This window comes from Streptococcus thoraltensis DSM 12221, assembly GCF_000380145.1.
Classification (GTDB): domain Bacteria; phylum Bacillota; class Bacilli; order Lactobacillales; family Streptococcaceae; genus Streptococcus; species Streptococcus thoraltensis.
Genome location: NZ_KB904609.1, coordinates 168,769 through 188,224, shown reverse-complemented (window position 1 = coordinate 188,224; position 19,456 = coordinate 168,769). Strand labels below are relative to the sequence as shown.

The 19,456-nt window shown below is 37.9% G+C and carries 18 protein-coding genes; 15 read left to right on the top strand and 3 right to left on the bottom strand.

All coding sequences use genetic code 11. The annotated features are described in order from the left end of the window. The first annotated feature begins 122 nt into the window (after positions 1 to 122). The 5 genes from A3IA_RS12300 to A3IA_RS0107705 all read left to right on the top strand — a co-directional run bounded on the left by A3IA_RS12300 (position 123) and on the right by A3IA_RS0107705 (position 5,838). The gene (locus A3IA_RS12300; protein ID WP_018380756.1) at positions 123 to 860 is read left to right on the top strand and encodes a S1 family peptidase; all 738 of its coding nucleotides are present in this window, start codon (positions 123 to 125) and stop codon (positions 858 to 860) included. 547 nt (positions 861 to 1,407) lie between these two features. Further along, a complete protein-coding gene (locus A3IA_RS0107720; RefSeq protein ID WP_018380755.1) occupies positions 1,408 to 2,679 on the top strand; it encodes an ABC transporter permease in 1,272 nt (423 codons plus the stop codon). A gap of 33 nt (positions 2,680 to 2,712) precedes the next feature. Then, entirely contained in the window at positions 2,713 to 4,080 is a 1,368-nt protein-coding gene (locus A3IA_RS0107715) for an ABC transporter permease (RefSeq protein WP_018380754.1), read from the top strand. A gap of 10 nt (positions 4,081 to 4,090) precedes the next feature. Next, positions 4,091 to 4,723: an ABC transporter ATP-binding protein gene (locus A3IA_RS0107710; RefSeq protein WP_018380753.1), complete on the top strand. Its 633-nt coding sequence runs from the start codon at positions 4,091 to 4,093 to the stop codon at positions 4,721 to 4,723. 449 nt (positions 4,724 to 5,172) lie between these two features. Further along, complete coding sequence (locus A3IA_RS0107705) at positions 5,173 to 5,838, top strand: CPBP family intramembrane glutamic endopeptidase (RefSeq protein WP_018380752.1); 666 nt, start codon at positions 5,173 to 5,175, stop codon at positions 5,836 to 5,838. 332 nt (positions 5,839 to 6,170) lie between these two features. On the opposite strand, the gene proC is transcribed toward A3IA_RS0107705, so the two are convergent. From proC to A3IA_RS0107690, 3 genes are all read right to left on the bottom strand, one after another. Further along, positions 6,171 to 6,941 carry a pyrroline-5-carboxylate reductase gene (gene proC, locus A3IA_RS0107700; RefSeq protein ID WP_018380751.1) on the bottom strand — a complete coding sequence of 257 codons (771 nt, stop codon included), beginning with the start codon at positions 6,939 to 6,941 and terminating at the stop codon, positions 6,171 to 6,173. 40 nt (positions 6,942 to 6,981) lie between these two features. After that, positions 6,982 to 8,046, bottom strand: coding sequence for a glutamyl aminopeptidase (pepA, locus tag A3IA_RS0107695; protein WP_018380750.1), 1,065 nt, complete (start codon positions 8,044 to 8,046; stop codon positions 6,982 to 6,984). A 154-nt stretch (positions 8,047 to 8,200) separates the two neighbouring features. Continuing rightward, positions 8,201 to 8,401, bottom strand: coding sequence for a cold-shock protein (locus A3IA_RS0107690; protein WP_018380749.1), 201 nt, complete (start codon positions 8,399 to 8,401; stop codon positions 8,201 to 8,203). Between the two features lie 116 nt (positions 8,402 to 8,517). On the opposite strand from A3IA_RS0107690, the gene A3IA_RS0107685 reads away from it, so the two are divergent. The 10 genes from A3IA_RS0107685 to A3IA_RS0107640 all read left to right on the top strand — a co-directional run bounded on the left by A3IA_RS0107685 (position 8,518) and on the right by A3IA_RS0107640 (position 19,352). Beyond that, positions 8,518 to 8,874: a DUF4651 domain-containing protein gene (locus A3IA_RS0107685; protein WP_018380748.1), complete on the top strand. Its 357-nt coding sequence runs from the start codon at positions 8,518 to 8,520 to the stop codon at positions 8,872 to 8,874. Then, positions 8,871 to 9,185, top strand: coding sequence for a thioredoxin family protein (locus A3IA_RS0107680; protein ID WP_018380747.1), 315 nt, complete (start codon positions 8,871 to 8,873; stop codon positions 9,183 to 9,185). The genes A3IA_RS0107685 and A3IA_RS0107680 overlap by 4 nt, the downstream gene beginning before the upstream one ends. Positions 9,186 to 9,190: 5 nt before the next feature. Continuing rightward, positions 9,191 to 9,817 (top strand): YtpR family tRNA-binding protein, encoded by a 627-nt coding sequence (ytpR, locus tag A3IA_RS0107675; RefSeq protein ID WP_018380746.1) that lies wholly within the window; start codon positions 9,191 to 9,193, stop codon positions 9,815 to 9,817. A gap of 203 nt (positions 9,818 to 10,020) precedes the next feature. Next, positions 10,021 to 10,956 carry a sugar phosphate isomerase/epimerase family protein gene (locus A3IA_RS0107670; RefSeq protein WP_018380745.1) on the top strand — a complete coding sequence of 312 codons (936 nt, stop codon included), beginning with the start codon at positions 10,021 to 10,023 and terminating at the stop codon, positions 10,954 to 10,956. 12 nt (positions 10,957 to 10,968) lie between these two features. After that, positions 10,969 to 12,339, top strand: a complete 1,371-nt coding sequence (locus A3IA_RS0107665; RefSeq protein ID WP_018380744.1) for a PTS transporter subunit EIIC — start codon at positions 10,969 to 10,971, stop codon at positions 12,337 to 12,339. 71 nt (positions 12,340 to 12,410) lie between these two features. Beyond that, positions 12,411 to 13,151: a DeoR/GlpR family DNA-binding transcription regulator gene (locus A3IA_RS0107660; RefSeq protein WP_018380743.1), complete on the top strand. Its 741-nt coding sequence runs from the start codon at positions 12,411 to 12,413 to the stop codon at positions 13,149 to 13,151. 59 nt (positions 13,152 to 13,210) lie between these two features. Next, the gene (gene rpe, locus A3IA_RS0107655; protein WP_018380742.1) at positions 13,211 to 13,861 is read left to right on the top strand and encodes a ribulose-phosphate 3-epimerase; all 651 of its coding nucleotides are present in this window, start codon (positions 13,211 to 13,213) and stop codon (positions 13,859 to 13,861) included. Further along, a complete protein-coding gene (rpiB, locus tag A3IA_RS0107650) occupies positions 13,858 to 14,295 on the top strand; it encodes a ribose 5-phosphate isomerase B (RefSeq protein ID WP_018380741.1) in 438 nt (145 codons plus the stop codon). Before rpe ends, rpiB begins: the two co-directional genes overlap by 4 nt. Positions 14,296 to 14,446: 151 nt before the next feature. Then, positions 14,447 to 14,842: a single-stranded DNA-binding protein gene (locus A3IA_RS0107645; RefSeq protein ID WP_018380740.1), complete on the top strand. Its 396-nt coding sequence runs from the start codon at positions 14,447 to 14,449 to the stop codon at positions 14,840 to 14,842. Positions 14,843 to 15,428: 586 nt separating this feature from the next. After that, positions 15,429 to 19,352, top strand: coding sequence for a GH32 C-terminal domain-containing protein (locus tag A3IA_RS0107640; protein WP_018380739.1), 3,924 nt, complete (start codon positions 15,429 to 15,431; stop codon positions 19,350 to 19,352). The last annotated feature ends 104 nt before the right edge of the window (positions 19,353 to 19,456 follow it).

Below are 19,456 nucleotides of genomic sequence, written 5' to 3'. Positions count from 1 at the left end.
GTCATTCGCTTACTCTAGGAGGTTAGTAAGAGTTAGTCGGTGCTGATTGATTTTAAAGAGAGAGAGTTCCTCCATTATCACAACAGAAAAAATCGTAATATCTACAGAAAGGATACTTACCAATGATGAAGAAAATAGTAGCATGTATTGCCCTTGGATTTCTATTGCTACTAGGAAGCCACACGACTGTTTTGGCGGATAAGGTTATTGATGGCGAAAAAACACGTACAGAAGTCAAAGAGAAAAAACAAGTCTACCCCTATCAGAGTGTTGTCAGAGTGCAGTATTTAAAAAGGAAAAAAGATTATGGAACAGGTTTCTTTGTGGGACGCCATCACTTACTTACTAATAAGCATGTAGTTGCTGACGCTAAAAAGCCTTCGAAAGAGCTTGTTGTCCGTATCAAAGGCAAAGATGGAAAAGATTATGACTACCCTGTCAAAAAAATAACACCTGCCAAAAAAGATAGTGATGACATGACCATTTTAGAAATTGGTGATAACCCTAAAGATAAAGGGACATTAGCAGCTATTACCCCGCTAAAGATTGCTAGTCCAAAAACGATTAGTTCCGTGAAAAAAGGAGATACTATACGGGCTATTGGCTATCCTGGTGATAAACCGTATAGTACGCTTTGGGAAAGCAAGGGAAAAATCACACAAATTGAGTCTGATGGTAGCTTCCTTACATTCAACGCGTTAATTTATAGTGGTAATTCAGGCTCACCACTCATCAATGAAAAGAATGAACTGGTCGGCTTGGTTAATGCCTCAACTGAAGGTAAAAAGAAACCTAAAACATTTGGTTTCTTGCTACGTCCTGAGTTACGACGCTTTCTAACAAAAACGATTGAAAAATAAACAATCTATAATGTCTAAAATAAGCTAGTAAGCTCTAGAGATAAGGGGCCTCCACTAGCGGTCAGCCTTACTAGCGAATCAACCATGAGGTATTAATAGATATAGTCAAATGAATTAACTTTCAGACAAGGAACTGAAAAAGATGCGGACAGTACTCGATATTCAATAAAAATTAAAAGCAGACTAAGCGACACAGATAGCAGATAGAGCTGTCTTCATCAAATCAAGTCAACAAGCTCTGCTTTTGATTGTCGAAGAGTATGAGTGTGGCAAGTCGAAAGTGACGAGGTATCAAAGTTAATTCAAAAGACGATAAATCCATCACTTTTATAAAATACTCAAGAGGCTAAGACGTTTGTCCGGCCTCTTGTTAGTATAAAAATGAATAACAGGCTTAGTTCAAGCACTACGTTTTTATGATTACTACCTCTGCCACTTATCGTATTAACAAGTCTACGAATCTCTTCTTTTTTCTGTATGGAGTCAGAAGAAATCCTTTTACTAGACATCACAACCACTAAGATAGTTTACTTGCAAAGGAGAGTCTATGAATGCTATAACACGTTCCATACTATACTTAAAAAGACACTATATCAAAACCACCATACTAACGGGGTTACTACTATTAGTAACGGTTTCTTTAAGTCTTCTTCTCTCGCTCAATACGGCAATCAATCGAGACATCAAAACATTGTCTGATAGACAATCAAAACGTTTCATCGTGACCCAAATTGACGCCCCTTCTGAAAGCACCATTTCCCCTTCTCACCGCTCTGCCTTTCAAAAGGTTAGTTCACGCTATCATCTCAAAGCCACTCACTTAATAGCTGAAGAAGTAACAGCAAAACCCCAAAATGCTACCAAAGCAAGACCTTACCGTTTGATTAATCAAAACTTTTTGGAGAAGATGCACCTATTCAACAAAAAGAAATTCTTAGTATCAAACGTCCGTCTAAGCAATAGCGATAGTGGCAAAGTTCTCGTTAGCCAAGGTTTCGCACAACAATATGGATTAAAAGCAGGAGCTTCCTTTGCCATAGAAGCCTCCAATGGCTCTAAGCATACGTTAACGGTAGCTGGTATCTTCAAGGTCATCAAATCCCCTATAGCTAATAAAGAAAGCGATACTCTTGATAATAACATCATCGCAACACAAAAAACGCTAGCAAAAATCCATTCCGATAAGAATTACCACACCAGTTATTATGAGGCAAAAACTAAAGCAGCAGCTTCTAAAGCACAAGCCTATTTAGAGAATCAAGAAAGCATTGCCAAAATGTATCAAATCAAAAAAGATGCCAGCATTCAGGCACAATTGAAAGGTTTACGCAGTCAACAAAAACTTTTCACCCTAATGTTTTGGGGAACCTTTTTACTCAGTGCCCTTGTACTTGCCTTCTTCCTTAATTTGTGGATGAAAAGTAGGCAGCTTGAAATCGGCATCTTACAATCAATTGGAAAAAGTCGTGGAGATATTTTGCTACAGTACATTTTAGAAATCGTCATACTTACTAGTGTCGCCTCCCTAGTGGCTATGCTAGTAACCGCCCTCTTACTACCTAGCATGAGAGATAATTTGATTCGCGATATTTTAAAAGTAAGCTATGAAACTACCGACAACGGTGAGTTAATGCCAGTGGCTTTTCTTGCCAATTATCTTAACCTAAAACAACTTAGTCTTCATACGGTTAGCTTAACTTTTGCCGATATTAGCTATAGCATTTTAACGGCTTTAGCCCTATCAGTAAGTTCTGTATTACTAGCTTGCCTGTCATTATTAAACTACCCACCTAAGAAAATTTTTGCAATGATGTCTTAAGCATCACGTCTTATCTAAAATGAAGGAGCAATCATGTCATTTTTTACAAGAGCCATTTACTACCTACACCGAAAAAAGGCAAAAACGATTATTAATTTCCTACTCTTTAGTACCGTTGCTAGTTTTTTGGTAGCCATGCTTAGCCTATCTGCATCTGTATCAGGAGCAATCGTAAAAAAACATCACCTCACTCAGACAGTCACCCTAACCCCAAGCAATATCTTTGTAGGTGATGGTCATGGATCTGGAGAGCTTCCTGAAAAAGCCCTTCAGAAAATTGCTAGCTATCCTGAAGTAGAGAACTTTGTCTCATCTGTATCGTCCTATGCTAATTTAGAAGATGCTAAACTAGTTCCCATTGGAACGGCTGAAGGGGATTACCGAAGAGAAGAACTCGCTGCCATCATCACTGTTGAAGGGATTTCAAACAGTCATAAGGATAACCGATTTCAAACGGGAATGTTGAAACTTAAAAGTGGTCGTCATATAAAAGCAAATGACCATCATAAAATTCTTGTTCACAAAGACTTTGCCAAGCACAACAATCTCAAAGTTGGTGATTATCTAACTTTGGGACGTGATCCCTTGCGTTATATTGGAAAAGATAAAACACCTCTAAAAGTTGAAATCATTGGTATCTTTAGTGGAAAAACATTTAATAGACCGAACTTTAATGACGAATTAGTCTCCAACACTCTACTGTCTGATACAAGTTTAGCCAGTGATCTTTTCGGCTTTACTAAAGGAAAAACACTCTATAGCGAAGCGACTTACAGCTTGAAAAAATCAGCAAAGGTTAAGTCATTTATCACCAAAGTGAAACAAAATGTTGAAGATGTCAATTGGCAAAATTACCAGTTAACTGAGCAAAATCCTGCCTTAAAATCTTATAATCGTAGTATTGGTCTCCTCCAAAAGACCGTAAAACGCTTAGTTGTTGTTACTATGATTGCTAGTGGCGTACTATTGATTTTACTCTTAATCTTTAATCTTTATAATCGTCTACGAGAATGCGGAGTCCTTTTAGCTCTTGGAAAGTCTAAGCTGGATATCATCAGCCAATACATTGTTGAAAACATCTTGCTAGCTATCCCATCTTTTGTTGTCGCTAGTCTTATTGGAAAAACACTGGGACAATGGTTAGCCAATCGAACCGTAGACTCTGTTACTCGTACTGTTAGAGAAGAGGTCATGAAGCAACTAGGTGGCTATTCATTAGGCGCTGACAGTCAGACCGATCTTATCATGCAGACGGTAAAACATTTCCAAGTTAACTTGAGTGCCAAAGAGTTAATCAGCATGGTCGTCATCAGTGGTGGTTTGATTATTCTTGGAATCCTAGCAGCCAGTGTACCAATTATGTTATTAAAACCAAAAGATATTTTAAATAAAATTTCGTAAGGAGATAGAAATGTTAACGATTAAAAATTTATCCTATACTTACGACAGTATTAGTCAACAAGAGGTATTTAAGGATTTAAACTATCAATTCGAAAAGGGAACGTTTTACTCTATTGTCGGTCATTCAGGCACCGGAAAAACAACGCTATTATCTCTTCTGGCAGGATTAGACAAACCATCATCAGGTCAGGTACTCATAGATGGGAAAGATTTAACAGATATTGGATACCCTTATTACCGTCGTCATCATGTATCCTTAGTTTTTCAAAATTATAATCTTCTAGACTATCTAACCCCTCTAGAAAATATCAGACTGGTCAACAAAAAGGCAGCACCTGATGTTTTGCTGGATTTAGGATTGTCAAAAGAACAAATTAACCGAAATATTTTACAACTTTCTGGTGGGCAACAACAGCGTGTCGCCATTGCCCGTTCTCTTGTTTCAGGAGCACCGGTCATGCTTTTAGATGAACCGACTGGTAATTTAGACGAAGAGATTGCCATTGACATCGTCCGTAACCTTAAAACTATCGCTCACCAAGAAGATAAGTGTGTGATTATGGTTACGCATAGTAAAGCACTAGCCCAAATGGCAGATATTCAGCTTGCTTTAGAGAAAGGTCAACTGCGCCAATTTAGCTAATGGCTAAGCGCCATTACTGACGGACCTTAGCCAGCATAAAAGCCCTAAAGTTTTGTGACTAAAATATCACGAAAGTCCTTCTCTAAGATACTCAGACAGAGGCTATAAAATAGCCTTTGTCTGATAAAAGAGACTAGGGTGATTTGAAATTGCCCCCTCCCTTTAAAGTGAAACAGAGAGGACGTTTACCAGATCATTTCAGATAGTTTATTTGAAATGATAGTCTTTTGAATAAACTTTGATACATAGTCACTTTCGATTTGCCCTACTCAAGCACTGCCCGTGTATCAGTTTCTTGACTGAAAATTAATTCATTTGACTATATTTTTCCTCATCGCTTGCTATTCGTAAACCTTGTATCGTTTTGTATTATTAGCTTCATAGGGATAGCCGCTATTTTCAACTGTATTTTATGATACAATAGTCCTAGTTCATTTTAAGGAGATTTCATGAAACAGTTTTTTAAAACCTTGTTTTTGATGGCCGGGTTATTTTTACTGACCCAAGTGCCTTCTTTAATTATCGGTGGCGTTTTAGGTTATAATCAAGTTTCAGAAAAAGGGCAGTTCGGACTAGTTCAAACTGCGAGCATCACTTTTATCTGTTTAATTATTGGAGCTTTAACAGTTGAAATTGCTCAAAAGCGTGAGATTTTTAGCCCACTTTCTGGTAGTAAGACGAAGTATATTTGGATGACACTCGTCATTGCTTACGCTATTATCATACTGGGACATGGTCTTTCGTCTTGGCTTCTTGAACTAGAAGGAAAGACAGATACGGTTAATCAAGCTGGCTTGAATGATTTGATGAGAATGGTGCCACTTTCACTTTTCTTTGTTCTGGTTGTCATTGTCGCCCCTGTCACTGAGGAAATTATTTTTCGAGGATTTGCGGCTAAGCGCCTCTTTCCGCAAAAGGAATGGTTGGGTTTAGTTGCAGGTTCAGTGATTTTTGCGCTAGCTCATATGCCAACTGATTTTGGCAGTGTTACTGGTTATGGGGTGATGTCTGCTGCCTTAGCTTTTGTTTACTGGAAGACCAAGGATATTAAATATAGTATCGCTGTCCATGCTTTTAATAATTTAATCGCATTTTTGGGGATGCTATTTATATAGTCAAATGAATTAACTTTTAGACAAGGAACAAAAAAAAGACGCAGAACAGTACTTGATACTCTTCGAAAATCAAAAGAAGACCTTGTTGACTTGATTTGATGACCTTCAGTTCCATCTGCATGGGCGTCGCCTAGTCTGCTTTTAATTTTCATTGAGTATGAGTACGCCTAGTCGAAAGTGAGCATGTATCAAAAAGTTAATTCAAAAGACTGTACCAATGTAAAAGACGCTGAGATAGCAATTCTCAACGTCTTTTTTATATCGCTATATGATAAGAAGCCGCAAAGGAATTGACCGCCTGGGGGTTAGCAATTATTGCTGCATATCATTTTTTACATCTTCTTGGCTTTATCAATAGTGGCATCAATAGCTGACACAACACTATGGGTTAAACCGTTTTTTTCTAAATTCATGAGACCTGCAATGGTGGTTCCACCAGGACTACAAATCTTGTCAATCAAGACGTGAAGATTGTCTTCAGATGTCATGAGATTTTGTGCGCTAGCCATGACCGTTTGTGTAACAATGTCGAGTGATTGTGCTTTTGTGAGACCGTTTTTAACTCCCGCTTTGGCCATAGCTTCGATGAAAAGGTAAATGTAGGCAGGACTTGAGCCAGCAAGGGCTGTAAAGGTGTCAAAATCTTTCTCAGCTAGTTCAAAAGTAGTTCCAAAACTATCCGTTATCTGGCGTATAGTTGTTTTTAAGTCATCGCTGACATGCGGATTGTAGCAGATACCTGTGGTGCTTTGGAGAATTTGGGCATTCATATTTGGCATGATGCGGATGAGAGGGAGTGACGAGTCAGTGAGTTGGGCAAGGCGATCCAGAGTAATCCCAGCTGCCATGGACATGATGGGCTTTTTAATATCGAGTTCGCTTAAGACGGTTTCAACTATCTGTGGTTTGATTCCCAGAATGACCAAGTCAACTTGTTCAACCAATTCTTGATGAGACGAAGCAGCTTTAAGTCCAAGATTTTTAGCAATCTCCTGCGAGCGCATCAGTGAAGAGCCGGAGATGATAATCTCATGCTCCGTCTGTTTGATTCCAGAGATGATGGCGGAAGCCATTTTACCTACACCAATAAATCCAATTTTCATCGTTTGTTTTACTGAGTGGTTGGTGCCAACTCAGTCCTTTCTAGTATTTCTTGATTAAATCAACCGTTGAGCGGTCAAGGCGCTTCACAATTGCTTGTAGGAAGTTTTGTGCTTCGATAAAGTCATCCATGGCATAGAGTGTTTGATGTGAGTGAATGTAACGGGCACACACACCGATAGTTGTTGATGGGATACCTTCATTTTTGAGATGAGCAGCGCCAGCATCGGTACCACCTGCGGCTGGGTAATACTGATACTTGATACCTGCTTCTTCGGCGGTTGTCAATAGGAAATCTCTCATGTTTGGGAGCATGATATGACCTGGGTCGTAAAAACGAATTAGGGTACCGTCTCCAAGTTTTCCAGGATTACCATAAATATCACCAGCAGGAGAACAGTCAACGGCGAAGAAGAGTTCAGGGTCGAATTTGGTTGTGGATACGTAAGCACCGCGAAGACCAACCTCTTCTTGAACGTTAGCTCCAGCGATTAGGGTGTGACCTAGTTTTTCGTTTTTCACTGCCTCTAACATCTCAGGTACCATAAGAATGCTGTAGCGGTTGTCCCATGCCTTGCTGATGACGTGTTTTTGATTGGCTGTTAGGACTGCTTCAGAATCGGGAATGATAACAGAACCAGGGAAAACACCAAAACTTTCAGCCTCGGTTTTACTGGTAAATCCTGCATCAAAGACGATGTCAGCTGTTTTAGGAAGTGAAGCACCGTTTGACCCACGTAGAAAATGCGGAGGAACAGAGCCTGAAATAACGGGATAGACACGACCATCAGGTGTGTGTAGGGTAAACCGTTGTGAGCTGACAACAAGTGGGTTCCAGCCACCCAGTTCAACCACGCGGAAAGTTCCGTCTTCTTTGATTTCTTTAATCATAAAGCCGACTTCATCCATGTGACCAGCCACCATGATGCGTGGAGCGTTGGCATCTTCGTGATGTCGAATACCAAAAATGCCTCCAAGACCGTCGGTTTGAACGTCATCAACCAAAGGTGTGATTTTTTCACGGAGATAGTCACGGACGGGTTGTTCAAAACCTGAGGTCGCTTTGAGTTCGGTTACTTCTTTGATTTTGTTAAATAAATCAGTCATATCAGTTCAGTCTCCTCGTTTGCATAAGTCTTACTAGCATTTTACCACTTTTAGCTATAAATGAAAAAGGGTGCAGTGGTGAAGGGTTTAGAGGTTGGCTGTTTTAGATATAGAAAAAGCCTGAGAACTTTATCTCAGACTTTTTATCGTTTAATTAAAGTTTAACGATGTTTGCTGCTTGAGGGCCACGTTGACCATCTTCAACATCAAATGAAACTTTTTGACCGTCATCAAGTGATTTGAAACCATCAGCTTGAATTTGTGAAAAGTGTGCAAAAACGTCTTGTCCTTCTTCAGATGAGATAAAACCAAAACCTTTTTCAGCGTTAAACCATTTTACAGTACCTTGTGCCATAATGAGTTACTTCCTTCCTTTTATGATGCGTAAATAAAAGGAGATGAAAATGTGAAACATGATAACTCTGACAATTAATTACTTATTCATCATAACCTTTATAGTTGGGAAAGTCAATGATAAACATGATTATTCTAAAAATAATGTCAAAAACTGTCTTGGTGCCGTTTTCTTATGGTAAAATAGTGCTTATGAAGAATAAAAAAATAAGCATTTTGGGTGGGGTCTTGCTTGGTTTGGGCCTCACAGCCCTTGCTGCTCAGGTGGCTTATAAGATTGGTGAAGCACAGAAAGCTCGTCGTATGGCAGATATTCGTGCTTATTTTAGCCAATATGGGGATATTCAGGTTGTTTACATCAATGAATTTGAAGACGGCAGTGAAACAACAGGTGGTGTGGTTTTTACAGATGGTCGTCAATTTGATTTTGTTTATGAACAGGGTGAGATTATTGCACAGGAGGTTGTGTCATGATTAAGGCATTGTCTTACGAACAGGTTGCTAAGCAGATAGAGTCGGGTTCAAAAACGGTTTTGCTGTTCACAGCTGATTGGTGTGGGGATTGTCAGTACCTTTATCCCTTGTTAGAGGCTATTGAGACGGAGAACAGTGACTTCACCTTTATGCAGGTTGACCGTGATAACTTTATGGACTTAGCTCAACAATGGGATGTTTTTGGCATTCCTAGCCTGATAGTTTTAGAAAATGGTCAAGAAATTGGTCGTTTTGTGGATAAGAATCGGAAAACGAAGGATGAAATCAACGCATTTTTGAAAGGATTTTAAAGGAAATGATTTATACTTATAACAAGGAGCAGGTCGGCGATGTTTTGATGGTGACCATCAAGCAAGACAAGGGGCAAAAGGTAACTGTTGAGCGTCATGGCAATGTTGCTCGTATTTATGTGGAGAAATCTGGAGAAACAGTGGCTTGGAATATCTTTGAGATTTCTGGCTTAATAGCTCTTGATGGACGTGGTCAGGTTTTTCTGACAGAAGATGATGTTGCTGTTTTGAATGCTGAATTGGCTAAGGAAGGATTTTCAGAAAAGCTCGTCGCAGATAACGAACCAAAATTTGTGGTTGGTCAAATCGTGGAAATGATCGCTCATCCAGACAGTGACCATCTCAATATTTGCCAAGTGCAGGTAGCTAAAGATAAGACAGTGCAAATCGTAGCTGGTGCGCCTAATGCAGCTGTCGGTCTCAAAACAATTGTTGCTTTACCAGGTGCTATGATGCCAAGTGGAAGTTTGATTTTTCCAGGGAAACTACGCGGTGAAGAAAGCTTTGGGATGATGTGTAGTCCCCGTGAGTTGGCTCTTCCAAATGCACCGCAGGTTCGAGGTATCATTGAACTAGATGACAGTGCAGAGGTTGGCGAGGCATTTGATGCTGAGAAACATTGGGAAATATAATCAACCTTCCATAACACGGTGGTAGTATATTAAAATCGTTGGTAGTATATTAAAATCGTTGGCAAACTTCATGTTTGAAGTTTGCTTTTTTGTTCAATAAAATGATTATTTTTGATAAAAAAAGAAAAAATATGAAATATATACTTGAATAAGATTCTTTTGTATGATAATATATGACTAAAGATAGAAAAAGGTGACAAAATATGAAATTAGCAACTAGAATAAACTCGTATTTACGCTTGGAAGAGTACAATTTAGAAAAAACATTTTCTGATTTCTCGAGGGCTGGATTAAATTATGTTGATCTTAATTATCCTGAACATACCAAAGGTGTTTCTTCCTCAGAAATGAAAGCGCTTTTAGATAAATGCCATTTAAAGGCAAATGGTGTCGCACTTCGATTTAGAAAAGAGTTTATTAATGGAGAACTTGGAAACGCTAATCCCAAAATAGCCAAAAAAGCTTTAGACTTGTGCAAAGAAGCAGCTGATTATTGTAGAGATATTGGTGGTCAAGTGGTGACGATTTGGTTGGGATTTGACGGCTTTGATTATAGTTTTCAAATAAATTACCGAAAAGTCTGGAATCAGTTGGTAGCTGCTTATCAAGTCATTTGTGATTACGCTCCTGATTTAGCAATTAGCATAGAATATAAGCCGTATGAAGAACGGTCTTACGCATTTGTTGATAGCATGGGGATTACGGGAATGTTACTTTCTGAGATTAATAGAAAAAATATCGGAGTTACCCTTGATTATTGCCATATGTTAATGAAGCATGAGAACCCAGCTTTTGCAGCTGATATATTTGGTAGTAGAGGTCAATTGTATGGTATTCATGCTAATGACGGCTACGGAGTTGTAGATGATGGTCTAATGATAGGTTCTGCAACCCCATTTAAAACATTGGAATTGCTCTATTATTTGAAAAAAAATAAGTATGACGGAGTGATTTATTTTGATACTTTCCCAGTTATCGAACCTGCCGTTGAAGAAGCAGAGCACAATGTCCAAATGATAAATTACTTAGATGGTTTAATTGATCATTTAGGTTTAGATTATATTCAGTCGATTATTGATAGTAATGATGCTATCAAAGTCAATCATTTGATGCTGGAATTTTTAAAAGGAAAACAATAAAGGAGGCATGTTATGGCAGAGTATAAATTAACAGCTCAAGGCATCTTAGATAATGTTGGTGGACCTGAAAACATTGCTAATATGACCCATTGTGCAACGCGTTTGCGTTTGAATTTGAGGGATGCTTCAAAAGCAAATGATGGCGCTGTGAAATCAGTTCCAGGGGTGGTAAATGTTATTGATAAAGCTGGTCAATATCAAGTGTTAATTGGAACTGAGGTTCCACATGTTTATGATGAATTTGAAACATTAGTAAAAGGGAGTGGTAAAGACAGTCTAGAAGTCAAAAACGTTCAAAGTGGAAGTGTCATTAGTAATATTTTTTCTGCGATTTCTGGTATTTTTGCACCATTGTTACCAGCCTTGGCGGGATCGGGAGTGCTAAGAGGCTTACTAATTTTAGCCGTTCAACTTGGCTTAATTAGCGAAGAAAGTGGTACTTATAGTATTTTAATGGCAACTTCTATGGCTGTATTTTATTTCTTGCCGGTATTGTTGGCATTTTCTTCAGCGAGAAGATTTGGAGCAAGTCCCTATATTTCTGCATTAATTGGTGCAGCGTTATTGCATCCTGATTTTTTAGGTTTGCTAGGTAATACAGGAAATGGAGCAACAACTTCTTTCTTTGGAATTCCAGTTGTTCTTATGAATTATAACTCTACTGTAGTACCAATTATTTTAGCTATTTGGGCATATTCATTTTTATATAAATGGTTGGATAAGCATATTCCTGAAACATTGAAGCTTGTTATTCTACCGCTTATTTCTTTAGGCATTATGGTTCCACTGACTGTTATCGTGATTGGACCGATTGGAGTATATAGCGGGGAAACCGTCGCGAATGTGGTGAATTGGTTGATTGAACGCAGTGGTGCTCTGACAGGTGTTCTAATTGGGGGAGGTTGGAGTGTTCTTGTCAGCTTCGGTATTCATTGGGCGGTTAATCCGATTATGATTAATAATATTTCACAAAATGGCTTTGATTACATTGTTCCCTTAACCTTTGCTTGTAATTTTGCGGTTATTGGTGTAGCGTTTGGGGTTTGGTTGAAAGCTAAGAATAAAACATTGAAAAACTTCGCAATGGCAGGAGTTATGACGATAGTTTTATCTGCTATTATTGAACCTACATTGTTTGGCTTATTGGTCAAAAATAAAAAATTATTCCTATCTCAAATTATTGCTGGTGCTGTTGGTGGTGCTTATCTCGGTCTTACAAAAGTAGTCACAAATGCCTTTGTTTTTGGAAGTGTTACTACTTTTCCAGCTTTCATTGTTGATAATGCAAATGTGATAAATGGTGTTATAGGATTAGCAATCTCTACTGTAGTTGGTGCGGTTTTAGGTTTTGTATTTGCAGATAAGAATGATGAATTAGCATAACTTTACATTATTGAAGGAAATAGTTTTTTTTAGTAATATGGTGTCAATAGAATATTAGGTGAAGGTGTACCATGATACCATATGAAAGACAACAAAAAATATTAGGATTACTTAAAGATACTGAATTAATAAAGTTCGAAGAGATTGAGCGGATATTCTCTGAAGTATCTGCATCAACCTTACGTCGTGATTTAAAAGAACTCCAGAAAAATAATAAAATTGAATATTTGTCTGGGGGAGCGGTCAAGTTGGTTTCTGCCACAGGAGAAATTCCCATAGCAACTAGAAACAATTTATACAGTGCAGAAAAAGATAAAATAGCTAAAATAGCATCAACTTATGTTGAAGACGGCGACATTATCTACCTAGATTCTGGCTCGACCTGCTCATTATTATTTAAGAAGATTATTGATAAAAAAATTACTATTTATACAACTAATACGGATATTTTTTCTATTAATAGTGGAATTGCTGCTGAGATTATTACTTTGGGAGGACAATATAACCCTATCAATTCATCCGTTAGTGGTCCCTTGACGGAAATGAACTTACAAAATATTTATTTTAATAAATGTTTTTTAGGTGTGAATGGCATTGATGAAAAATATGGGGTAACGACTCCAACACTAGCAGAAGCCAATAAGAAAAGGATTGTTAGAGAACATTCAGACAATACTTTTCTGCTCTGTGACAGCACTAAATTTCATAATCTCTCGAATGTAAAAGCTTTTGATCTAAAAGATGTAACGGTTATTTCGGATAAAAGCGATGAGATACTTCAAAAAATAATAACTCTTATTTCGAAAAATTGATTCAATTTATTACTGAAGTAGTTCTAGATTATTTAGAACTACTTTTTATGAGGTGAAAAATGGAAAAAATTTTAGCGCCAAGCATGATGTGTGCAAATTTTGGCAATTTAGAAAAAGAAATTGAGTTACTGGAACAAGCAAATATTGATATGTATCATTGTGATATAATGGATGGACATTTTGTTCCAAATATTACCATGGGGATTAATGATGTTAGAACCATTAGAAAATACACGTCTAAACTGATTGATTGTCATTTAATGATCGACAATCCATCTGAAAAAGTAGATTGGTTTATTGAGGCAGGAGCTGATATTATTTATATTCATCCTGAAAGTGAAAGGTACATCATTAAAACATTGAGTCATATTAAAGATCGAGGCAAGCTAGCAGGATTAGCCATTAATCCTGACACTAGTCTTGAAACGATTCAGGAAACACTGGAGTTGGTTGATTATGTCTTAGTGATGACTGTTAATCCTGGTTTTGCAGGACAGAAATTTATTGATTTCACACGAAAGAAAATTGCCAAACTGATTGATCTCAAAAAAGAATTTGGCTATAAAGTCATGATAGATGGCGCCTGTAGTCCAGCTATTATCGAAGAACTTAGTAGTCTGGGGGCAGATGGATTTATCTTGGGAACTAGTGCACTTTTTGGAAAAGAAAAATCCTATGCAACTTTGATTGAGGAGTTGAGAAGATTATGAAAATAGGAATTGGAAATGATCATGTTGCTGTGGACTATAAAGAACAGATTAAACAATATATTGAAGAAAAATATGGCTATGATGTTATTAATTTTGGAACAGATAGCGTAGAACGGTTTAATTATCCCGCTTCTGGAAAAGCTGTTGCTGAGGCGGTCATTAAAGGAGTTGTTGATAAAGGGATTTTAATTTGTGGTACAGGTGTTGGAATTGGGATTTCTGCCAACAAGGTTCCAAGGATTCGATGCGTTATTTGTAGCGAACCATACTCAGCAAAATTATCAAGACAGCACAATGATACAAATGTTTTATCATTTGGTTCGCGAGTTATTGGTATTGAACTTGCGAAAATGATTGTGGATGAGTGGCTAACCACTGAGTATGAAGGAGGACGTCACCAAGTTCGTTTAGATATGATTTCAGATATGGAGTAGATTAATGATTGAATAAATTGTAAAGCTAGTATAAAAGCTATTCATTTGAAGAAAACGAGATTTCTGGCTATTAATAAAGAATAGGTAGCAATTTATTAAAATGGTTTATTTTCCCTAACTTTTCCCGAATAAATAGTTAGGAGGAAATCTTATGTATAATAAAACTATTTTAATCGGTCGCTTGGTGGCAACACCAGAGGTGGTGAAAACTCCCAATGATAAATCTGTTGCGCGTGTTACAGTTGCAGTCAATCGTCGTTTTAAAGGTAAGGATGGTGAACGTGAAGCCGACTTTATCAACGTGGTCTTTTGGGGACGTTTGGCAGAAACTTTAGCGTCTTATGGAACGAAGGGCAGCTTGATTTCATTAGATGGTGAGCTGCGTACGCGTTCTTACGAAAAAGATGGGCAAAGGCACTATATGACAGAAGTCTTGGGACAATCATTCCAATTACTTGAAAGTCGTGCCCAACGTGCCATGCGTGAAAATAATGTGGCAGCGGATCTGGCTGATCTTGTCCTTGAGGAAGAGGAGTTGCCGTTTTGATTACAGCCGCTATGAATCAAGAACATAATAATATTAATTTTTCTGATTCATTTTCTTGGTATGCGTTTAAAATTAGGTATTAATAATATGTGACGTGATAAGACAAAAAGAGATTAGACATAATGATGTTCTGATCTCTTTTTTTATCATAATGAGATAGTAAATTGCTCATTTCTGTTAATGATAGTCAACTGAATTAACTTTGATTCACGGTCACTTTCGACTTGCCGTACTCAAGTACTATCCGCGTTTCAGTTCCTTATCTGAAAGTTAATTCAGTTGCCTATCATATCATTCTTTATTTTAACTGTTCTACTGTTATTTGTTTTATCATTTTGCAGGTATTGTATCTATCACGTTGAGATAGGTTAGTTTCTTGAATTTAATGAGTACTATGACAAGTGTCTCTGATTTTAAAAGCGTTAAAATGCAGACAGAATTTGATAAATGTCATATGTTTTAATGACATTTGCCAATTGTTTTTTAGATTTGTATTGGTAGACTTATTTGTGTAAGCGCGTACAAAAAAGATGTGAAGGTACCTAACATTCCAGTGATGTGGCAAATAAACATGAGGAGAAAGACAATGGCTATCAGTGAAGAGGTAACGTGTAAAAATTGGTTTATGAGGAAAAGTGGTAAAAATTGGTTATACGGCTGTGCTACGGTAGCTGCAACAACACTCGTATTGGCAGCTCCTTCTGTTTTAGCAGAGGAAGCTTCTGGTAAGGTCGTTCCGGTTACTGAACAGATGGGGTCAGAATCAGTTACAAGCCCTGCTATATCTAGTTCTCCAACGTCTGAGACAAATCAAGTAGCATCTAATCCAATAGAAACATCTTTATTAGCATTGGAATCAGAAAGGATTGATTTACCTAAATTAGTCAATGCTACTAACGGATCGCTCCTAGATGAAGTTGATGAAGAGGTAACAGTAGATGAATCGATTGTTAATACACTTGAGTCTCCTGCCTCATCGGCTTCACCAGACACATCCGTGTTAGCATCAGAAGAATCTCGTTTTCAAGATTCTGACTCAAGTACAACTGTAAAAGAAACGAATGAATCAATTGAAATAAGCACTCGTTCTAAATCGGTGCCCGCAGAGACCGGATATAGAACCAATCTCCAAAACCTAGAACCGGTTAGTGGTATATGGGAAGAGAGAGCAGACGGCTTATATACTAATGCTATCGGAGCGGGTGATAATTTCTTGCAGACGACCTCATTTGGGAAAAATTTTACATTTGAGACTGATGTTACTTTTTTGCAAAATGTAGGGGCAGCCTCTCTAATTTTCCGTTCTAATAATGACATGGAAAATTTAAGCAATTATACAGTCAACCTTGATGCGAATAGCCGTAAAGCTAAATTATGGCGCTGGGCTGAGGGGCATTTAACTGAGGAAAAAGAAGTACCTTTGGCACCGAATAATAAATATCATCTAAAAGTGACTGCAGTGAATGGCTGGTTGTCATACTATGTTAATGATGTTTTGGTTGCTAATTTAGGTGATCACATTTTACAATACGATGACAGAGGACAAAACACTTATATTCCTTCTGGTTATTTTGGCTTGCTCAATTGGAACGGTGAAATGGTTTTCCAAAACACCTATTACACTGAGTTAGATGACACAGATATTCCTCTAATTTTAGATATAGGGGTAACTTCTGAAAATGGGAAAGTTGAGAAAAAAGGCCAATTTTTCCCAGAAGAGCCTACTCATATTCAATATGTTAGCAATGGTGCTGATACTGTCAAATTAAATATCTCCCTTAAGAATGATAATAGTCAAATCAAAATCATTGATGCTAAGGGTAAAGTTTATAGCCTTCAAGATGCTATACCAATTGAGGTAGGTAGAAATGATTTGACGATTGAAAGTACGTTTATTGCTGAAGCTGGGAAGCCAGTTACCTTAACCTACAGACTTAATGTTCATCGTAGACAAGCTGATGGCATCTACTATAATGAACCACACCGTAGTCAATACCATTATTCAATCAAAGATGGTTGGGGTAATGATTTGAATGGTTTGGTTTACTATAAAGGTACCTATCATATGTTCCACCAGTTTTATGATGATACTAATTGGGGACCAATGCACTGGGCACATTTGACGAGTAAGGATTTAATGACTTGGGAAGAGCAGCCAATTGCCCTATATCCAGATGCAAACGGGACGATGTTCTCAGGCTGTATTGTTGTAGATGATAAAAATACCTCTGGTTTATTTGAGAGTCCAGAAGGAGGTCTTGTCGCATTAATCACTGTAAATGGCGAGGGACAGCGTCTTAAAGTAGCTTATAGTAATGATGAAGGTAAAACTTGGAATAAAGTAGATGACATAGCGGTCGATTGGTCTGAGGATCCCCTAAATAACAGAGATTTCCGTGATCCAAAAGTTTTTCGTTGGGAAGATAAATGGTTTATGGTTATTGCAGGTGGACCATTGCGTATTTACTCATCTGATAATTTAAAAGACTGGACTGTGGAAAGCACTTATGCCGATCTTCATACGGAGTGTCCAGATCTCTATCCTTTGCAAGCTGACGACGGTAGTTTGAAGTGGGTCTTATCACGTGGTGGACGATACTACAAGGTAGGTAACTTTACTCCAGTAGATGGGAAATGGACTTTTGTTCCTGATGCTGAGTATCAAAACCGTGATGAAATGATGAACTTTGGTAAGGACTCCTATGCTGCGATGACTTACTATATCCAGAGCTTTGGATCGTCTGAAAATCCGACTATTCCAGAATTGATTGAAGAAAACTGGATGAATACTTGGGATTATTGCCGTATTGTTGGAACGACCCTAGCTCAAGAATTTAATGGGACTTATAATCTTAATTTGAAACTAGGTCTCGTTAAAGACGGAGATGCCTATCGTCTAACGCAAACACCAATTGATGCTTATACTTCTCTTCGTAATATAGATCAGGCTTTGCATTTCGAAAATGTTGAAGTTAGTGAAACTAACAATTTGCTTGATGGCTTTGAAAGTGACAGTTATGAAATTGTCTCAACTTTTAGACCTAGAGAAGGAACGAAAAAAGTTGGATTTGATGTTCGTGTTGGTGATGGTGAATTAACTAGAATTGTCTATGACCTTGAAACGGAAGTATTGTCAATTGATCGCAGTCAATCTGGGGTTATTTTGAATAGTAGCTTCGCAGAAATTAATCAGCAAGCTGTTAAGAAAAATGCCGATGGTAGTATTGACCTTCATATCTTTGTTGACCGAGCAAGTGTAGAAGTTTTTGCTAAAGGTAATACCGTTGCTGGAGCTAATCAAATTTTCCCCGCTCCGGATAGTTTAGCGGCTAAAGTATTTGTTGAAGGTGAGCGTACCAATGCAGATATTGCTATCTATCCAATGAACACCATTTGGAAAGAAAAAATGACTCCTAAAGAGCCAGTAGCCATAAGTTCTACAACTCCAGACTATAATCGCATAAATGTAGGCGATCAACTTAATTTATCGGCTTATCTAATTCCGTTTAGTGAAGGTGAAGAATTGGTATGGAAGCTAGACAATGCAGCTATTGCGTCTTTAGATGTAAATGGTAACAGGGCTCAGTTGACAAGTCTTGCTAAAGGAAAAGTTACAATTACCGTTAGCTCTAAAAAGAATCCTGATTTAGTTAAGAAAATGGTTGTTGATAGTTTTGCAAACAACTTTAATACAAATCTTAAAGACCTGAAAGCTTTATCTGGAGCTTGGTTGGTTGATGATGAAACATTATCTGTTGACAATAGAAGTTCCAATGATATTTATATGTCAGGGGAGAAAGTGCCTAGTCCTACCTATACTTTGTCAGCGGATATTAAGTTTGAACGTGGACTAGTTAACCTCTTCTTTGCTTCTGAGAAAGTTGATCCAGCTCAGGCTTATTCGATTCAGCTTGGAGGCGACAATAACATTCGACTTTTCCGCTTTTATGGCGATACGATAGCAGAGAATCCGATTCCAACAGCTCTTAATGATAATAATTATCACCATATAGAAGTGGTGAAAGGTGAAAATAGTGTTGAAGTTATTGTCGATGGGGTATCTTATCTGAAACATCAGTTTGATCTTGTAGATTCGTACTATACAGATGCTTATGTTGGACTGGGAATTTGGGATGGTGCAATGGAGGTGCAAAATCTATGGCTTAATTTCCCTAAAGCAACTGTTCCAGAGGATGAAACAACAGTTAAACCAGAAGTGGATATTCCAAAAGTAAGGGTTGATGCTGAAGGAGTGCAAGAATCAATTGCAAATGTAGCTGATACAGGGTTATCATCTAATGTATGGGGAGAAAAAGAGGAATCTGGAACTCTCAGTACAGGTGTTGAGGAAAACCTGCTTGCTTCGGCAACAAGTATACCAAAAGTTGCTCGCTCAGCAGAGCTTCCTGAAACAGCATCTAAGGACAGTAACCTATTGACAGCTCTTGGTTTAGCTTTGCTTTGTCTTGTAGGATTTGATATTCGTAAAAAGAAAGATAAGAATCGTTAACTCAGTCAGGTGTTAGCAAAAGATAAGAACTACTGTAGGGGGACTTCACCTCAAGTGAGGGCTTATCTTTTTGCTTTTTGGCAACGCTAAGGTAGAGTATTAGT

Coding starts and splice junctions, on each gene's coding strand:
- A3IA_RS0107645 (WP_018380740.1), top strand. CDS start 14,447: ATGTATAATAAAACTATTTTAATCGGTCGCTTGGTGGCAACACCAGAG.
- A3IA_RS0107680 (WP_018380747.1), top strand. CDS start 8,871: ATGATTAAGGCATTGTCTTACGAACAGGTTGCTAAGCAGATAGAGTCG.
- A3IA_RS0107715 (WP_018380754.1), top strand. CDS start 2,713: ATGTCATTTTTTACAAGAGCCATTTACTACCTACACCGAAAAAAGGCA.
- A3IA_RS0107710 (WP_018380753.1), top strand. CDS start 4,091: ATGTTAACGATTAAAAATTTATCCTATACTTACGACAGTATTAGTCAA.
- A3IA_RS0107685 (WP_018380748.1), top strand. CDS start 8,518: ATGATAAACATGATTATTCTAAAAATAATGTCAAAAACTGTCTTGGTG.
- A3IA_RS0107670 (WP_018380745.1), top strand. CDS start 10,021: ATGAAATTAGCAACTAGAATAAACTCGTATTTACGCTTGGAAGAGTAC.
- A3IA_RS0107705 (WP_018380752.1), top strand. CDS start 5,173: ATGAAACAGTTTTTTAAAACCTTGTTTTTGATGGCCGGGTTATTTTTA.
- A3IA_RS0107720 (WP_018380755.1), top strand. CDS start 1,408: ATGAATGCTATAACACGTTCCATACTATACTTAAAAAGACACTATATC.
- rpiB (WP_018380741.1), top strand. CDS start 13,858: ATGAAAATAGGAATTGGAAATGATCATGTTGCTGTGGACTATAAAGAA.
- proC (WP_018380751.1), bottom strand. CDS start 6,941: ATGAAAATTGGATTTATTGGTGTAGGTAAAATGGCTTCCGCCATCATC.
- ytpR (WP_018380746.1), top strand. CDS start 9,191: ATGATTTATACTTATAACAAGGAGCAGGTCGGCGATGTTTTGATGGTG.
- A3IA_RS0107690 (WP_018380749.1), bottom strand. CDS start 8,401: ATGGCACAAGGTACTGTAAAATGGTTTAACGCTGAAAAAGGTTTTGGT.
- A3IA_RS0107640 (WP_018380739.1), top strand. CDS start 15,429: ATGGCTATCAGTGAAGAGGTAACGTGTAAAAATTGGTTTATGAGGAAA.
- A3IA_RS0107665 (WP_018380744.1), top strand. CDS start 10,969: ATGGCAGAGTATAAATTAACAGCTCAAGGCATCTTAGATAATGTTGGT.
- rpe (WP_018380742.1), top strand. CDS start 13,211: ATGGAAAAAATTTTAGCGCCAAGCATGATGTGTGCAAATTTTGGCAAT.
- A3IA_RS0107660 (WP_018380743.1), top strand. CDS start 12,411: ATGATACCATATGAAAGACAACAAAAAATATTAGGATTACTTAAAGAT.
- A3IA_RS12300 (WP_018380756.1), top strand. CDS start 123: ATGATGAAGAAAATAGTAGCATGTATTGCCCTTGGATTTCTATTGCTA.
- pepA (WP_018380750.1), bottom strand. CDS start 8,046: ATGACTGATTTATTTAACAAAATCAAAGAAGTAACCGAACTCAAAGCG.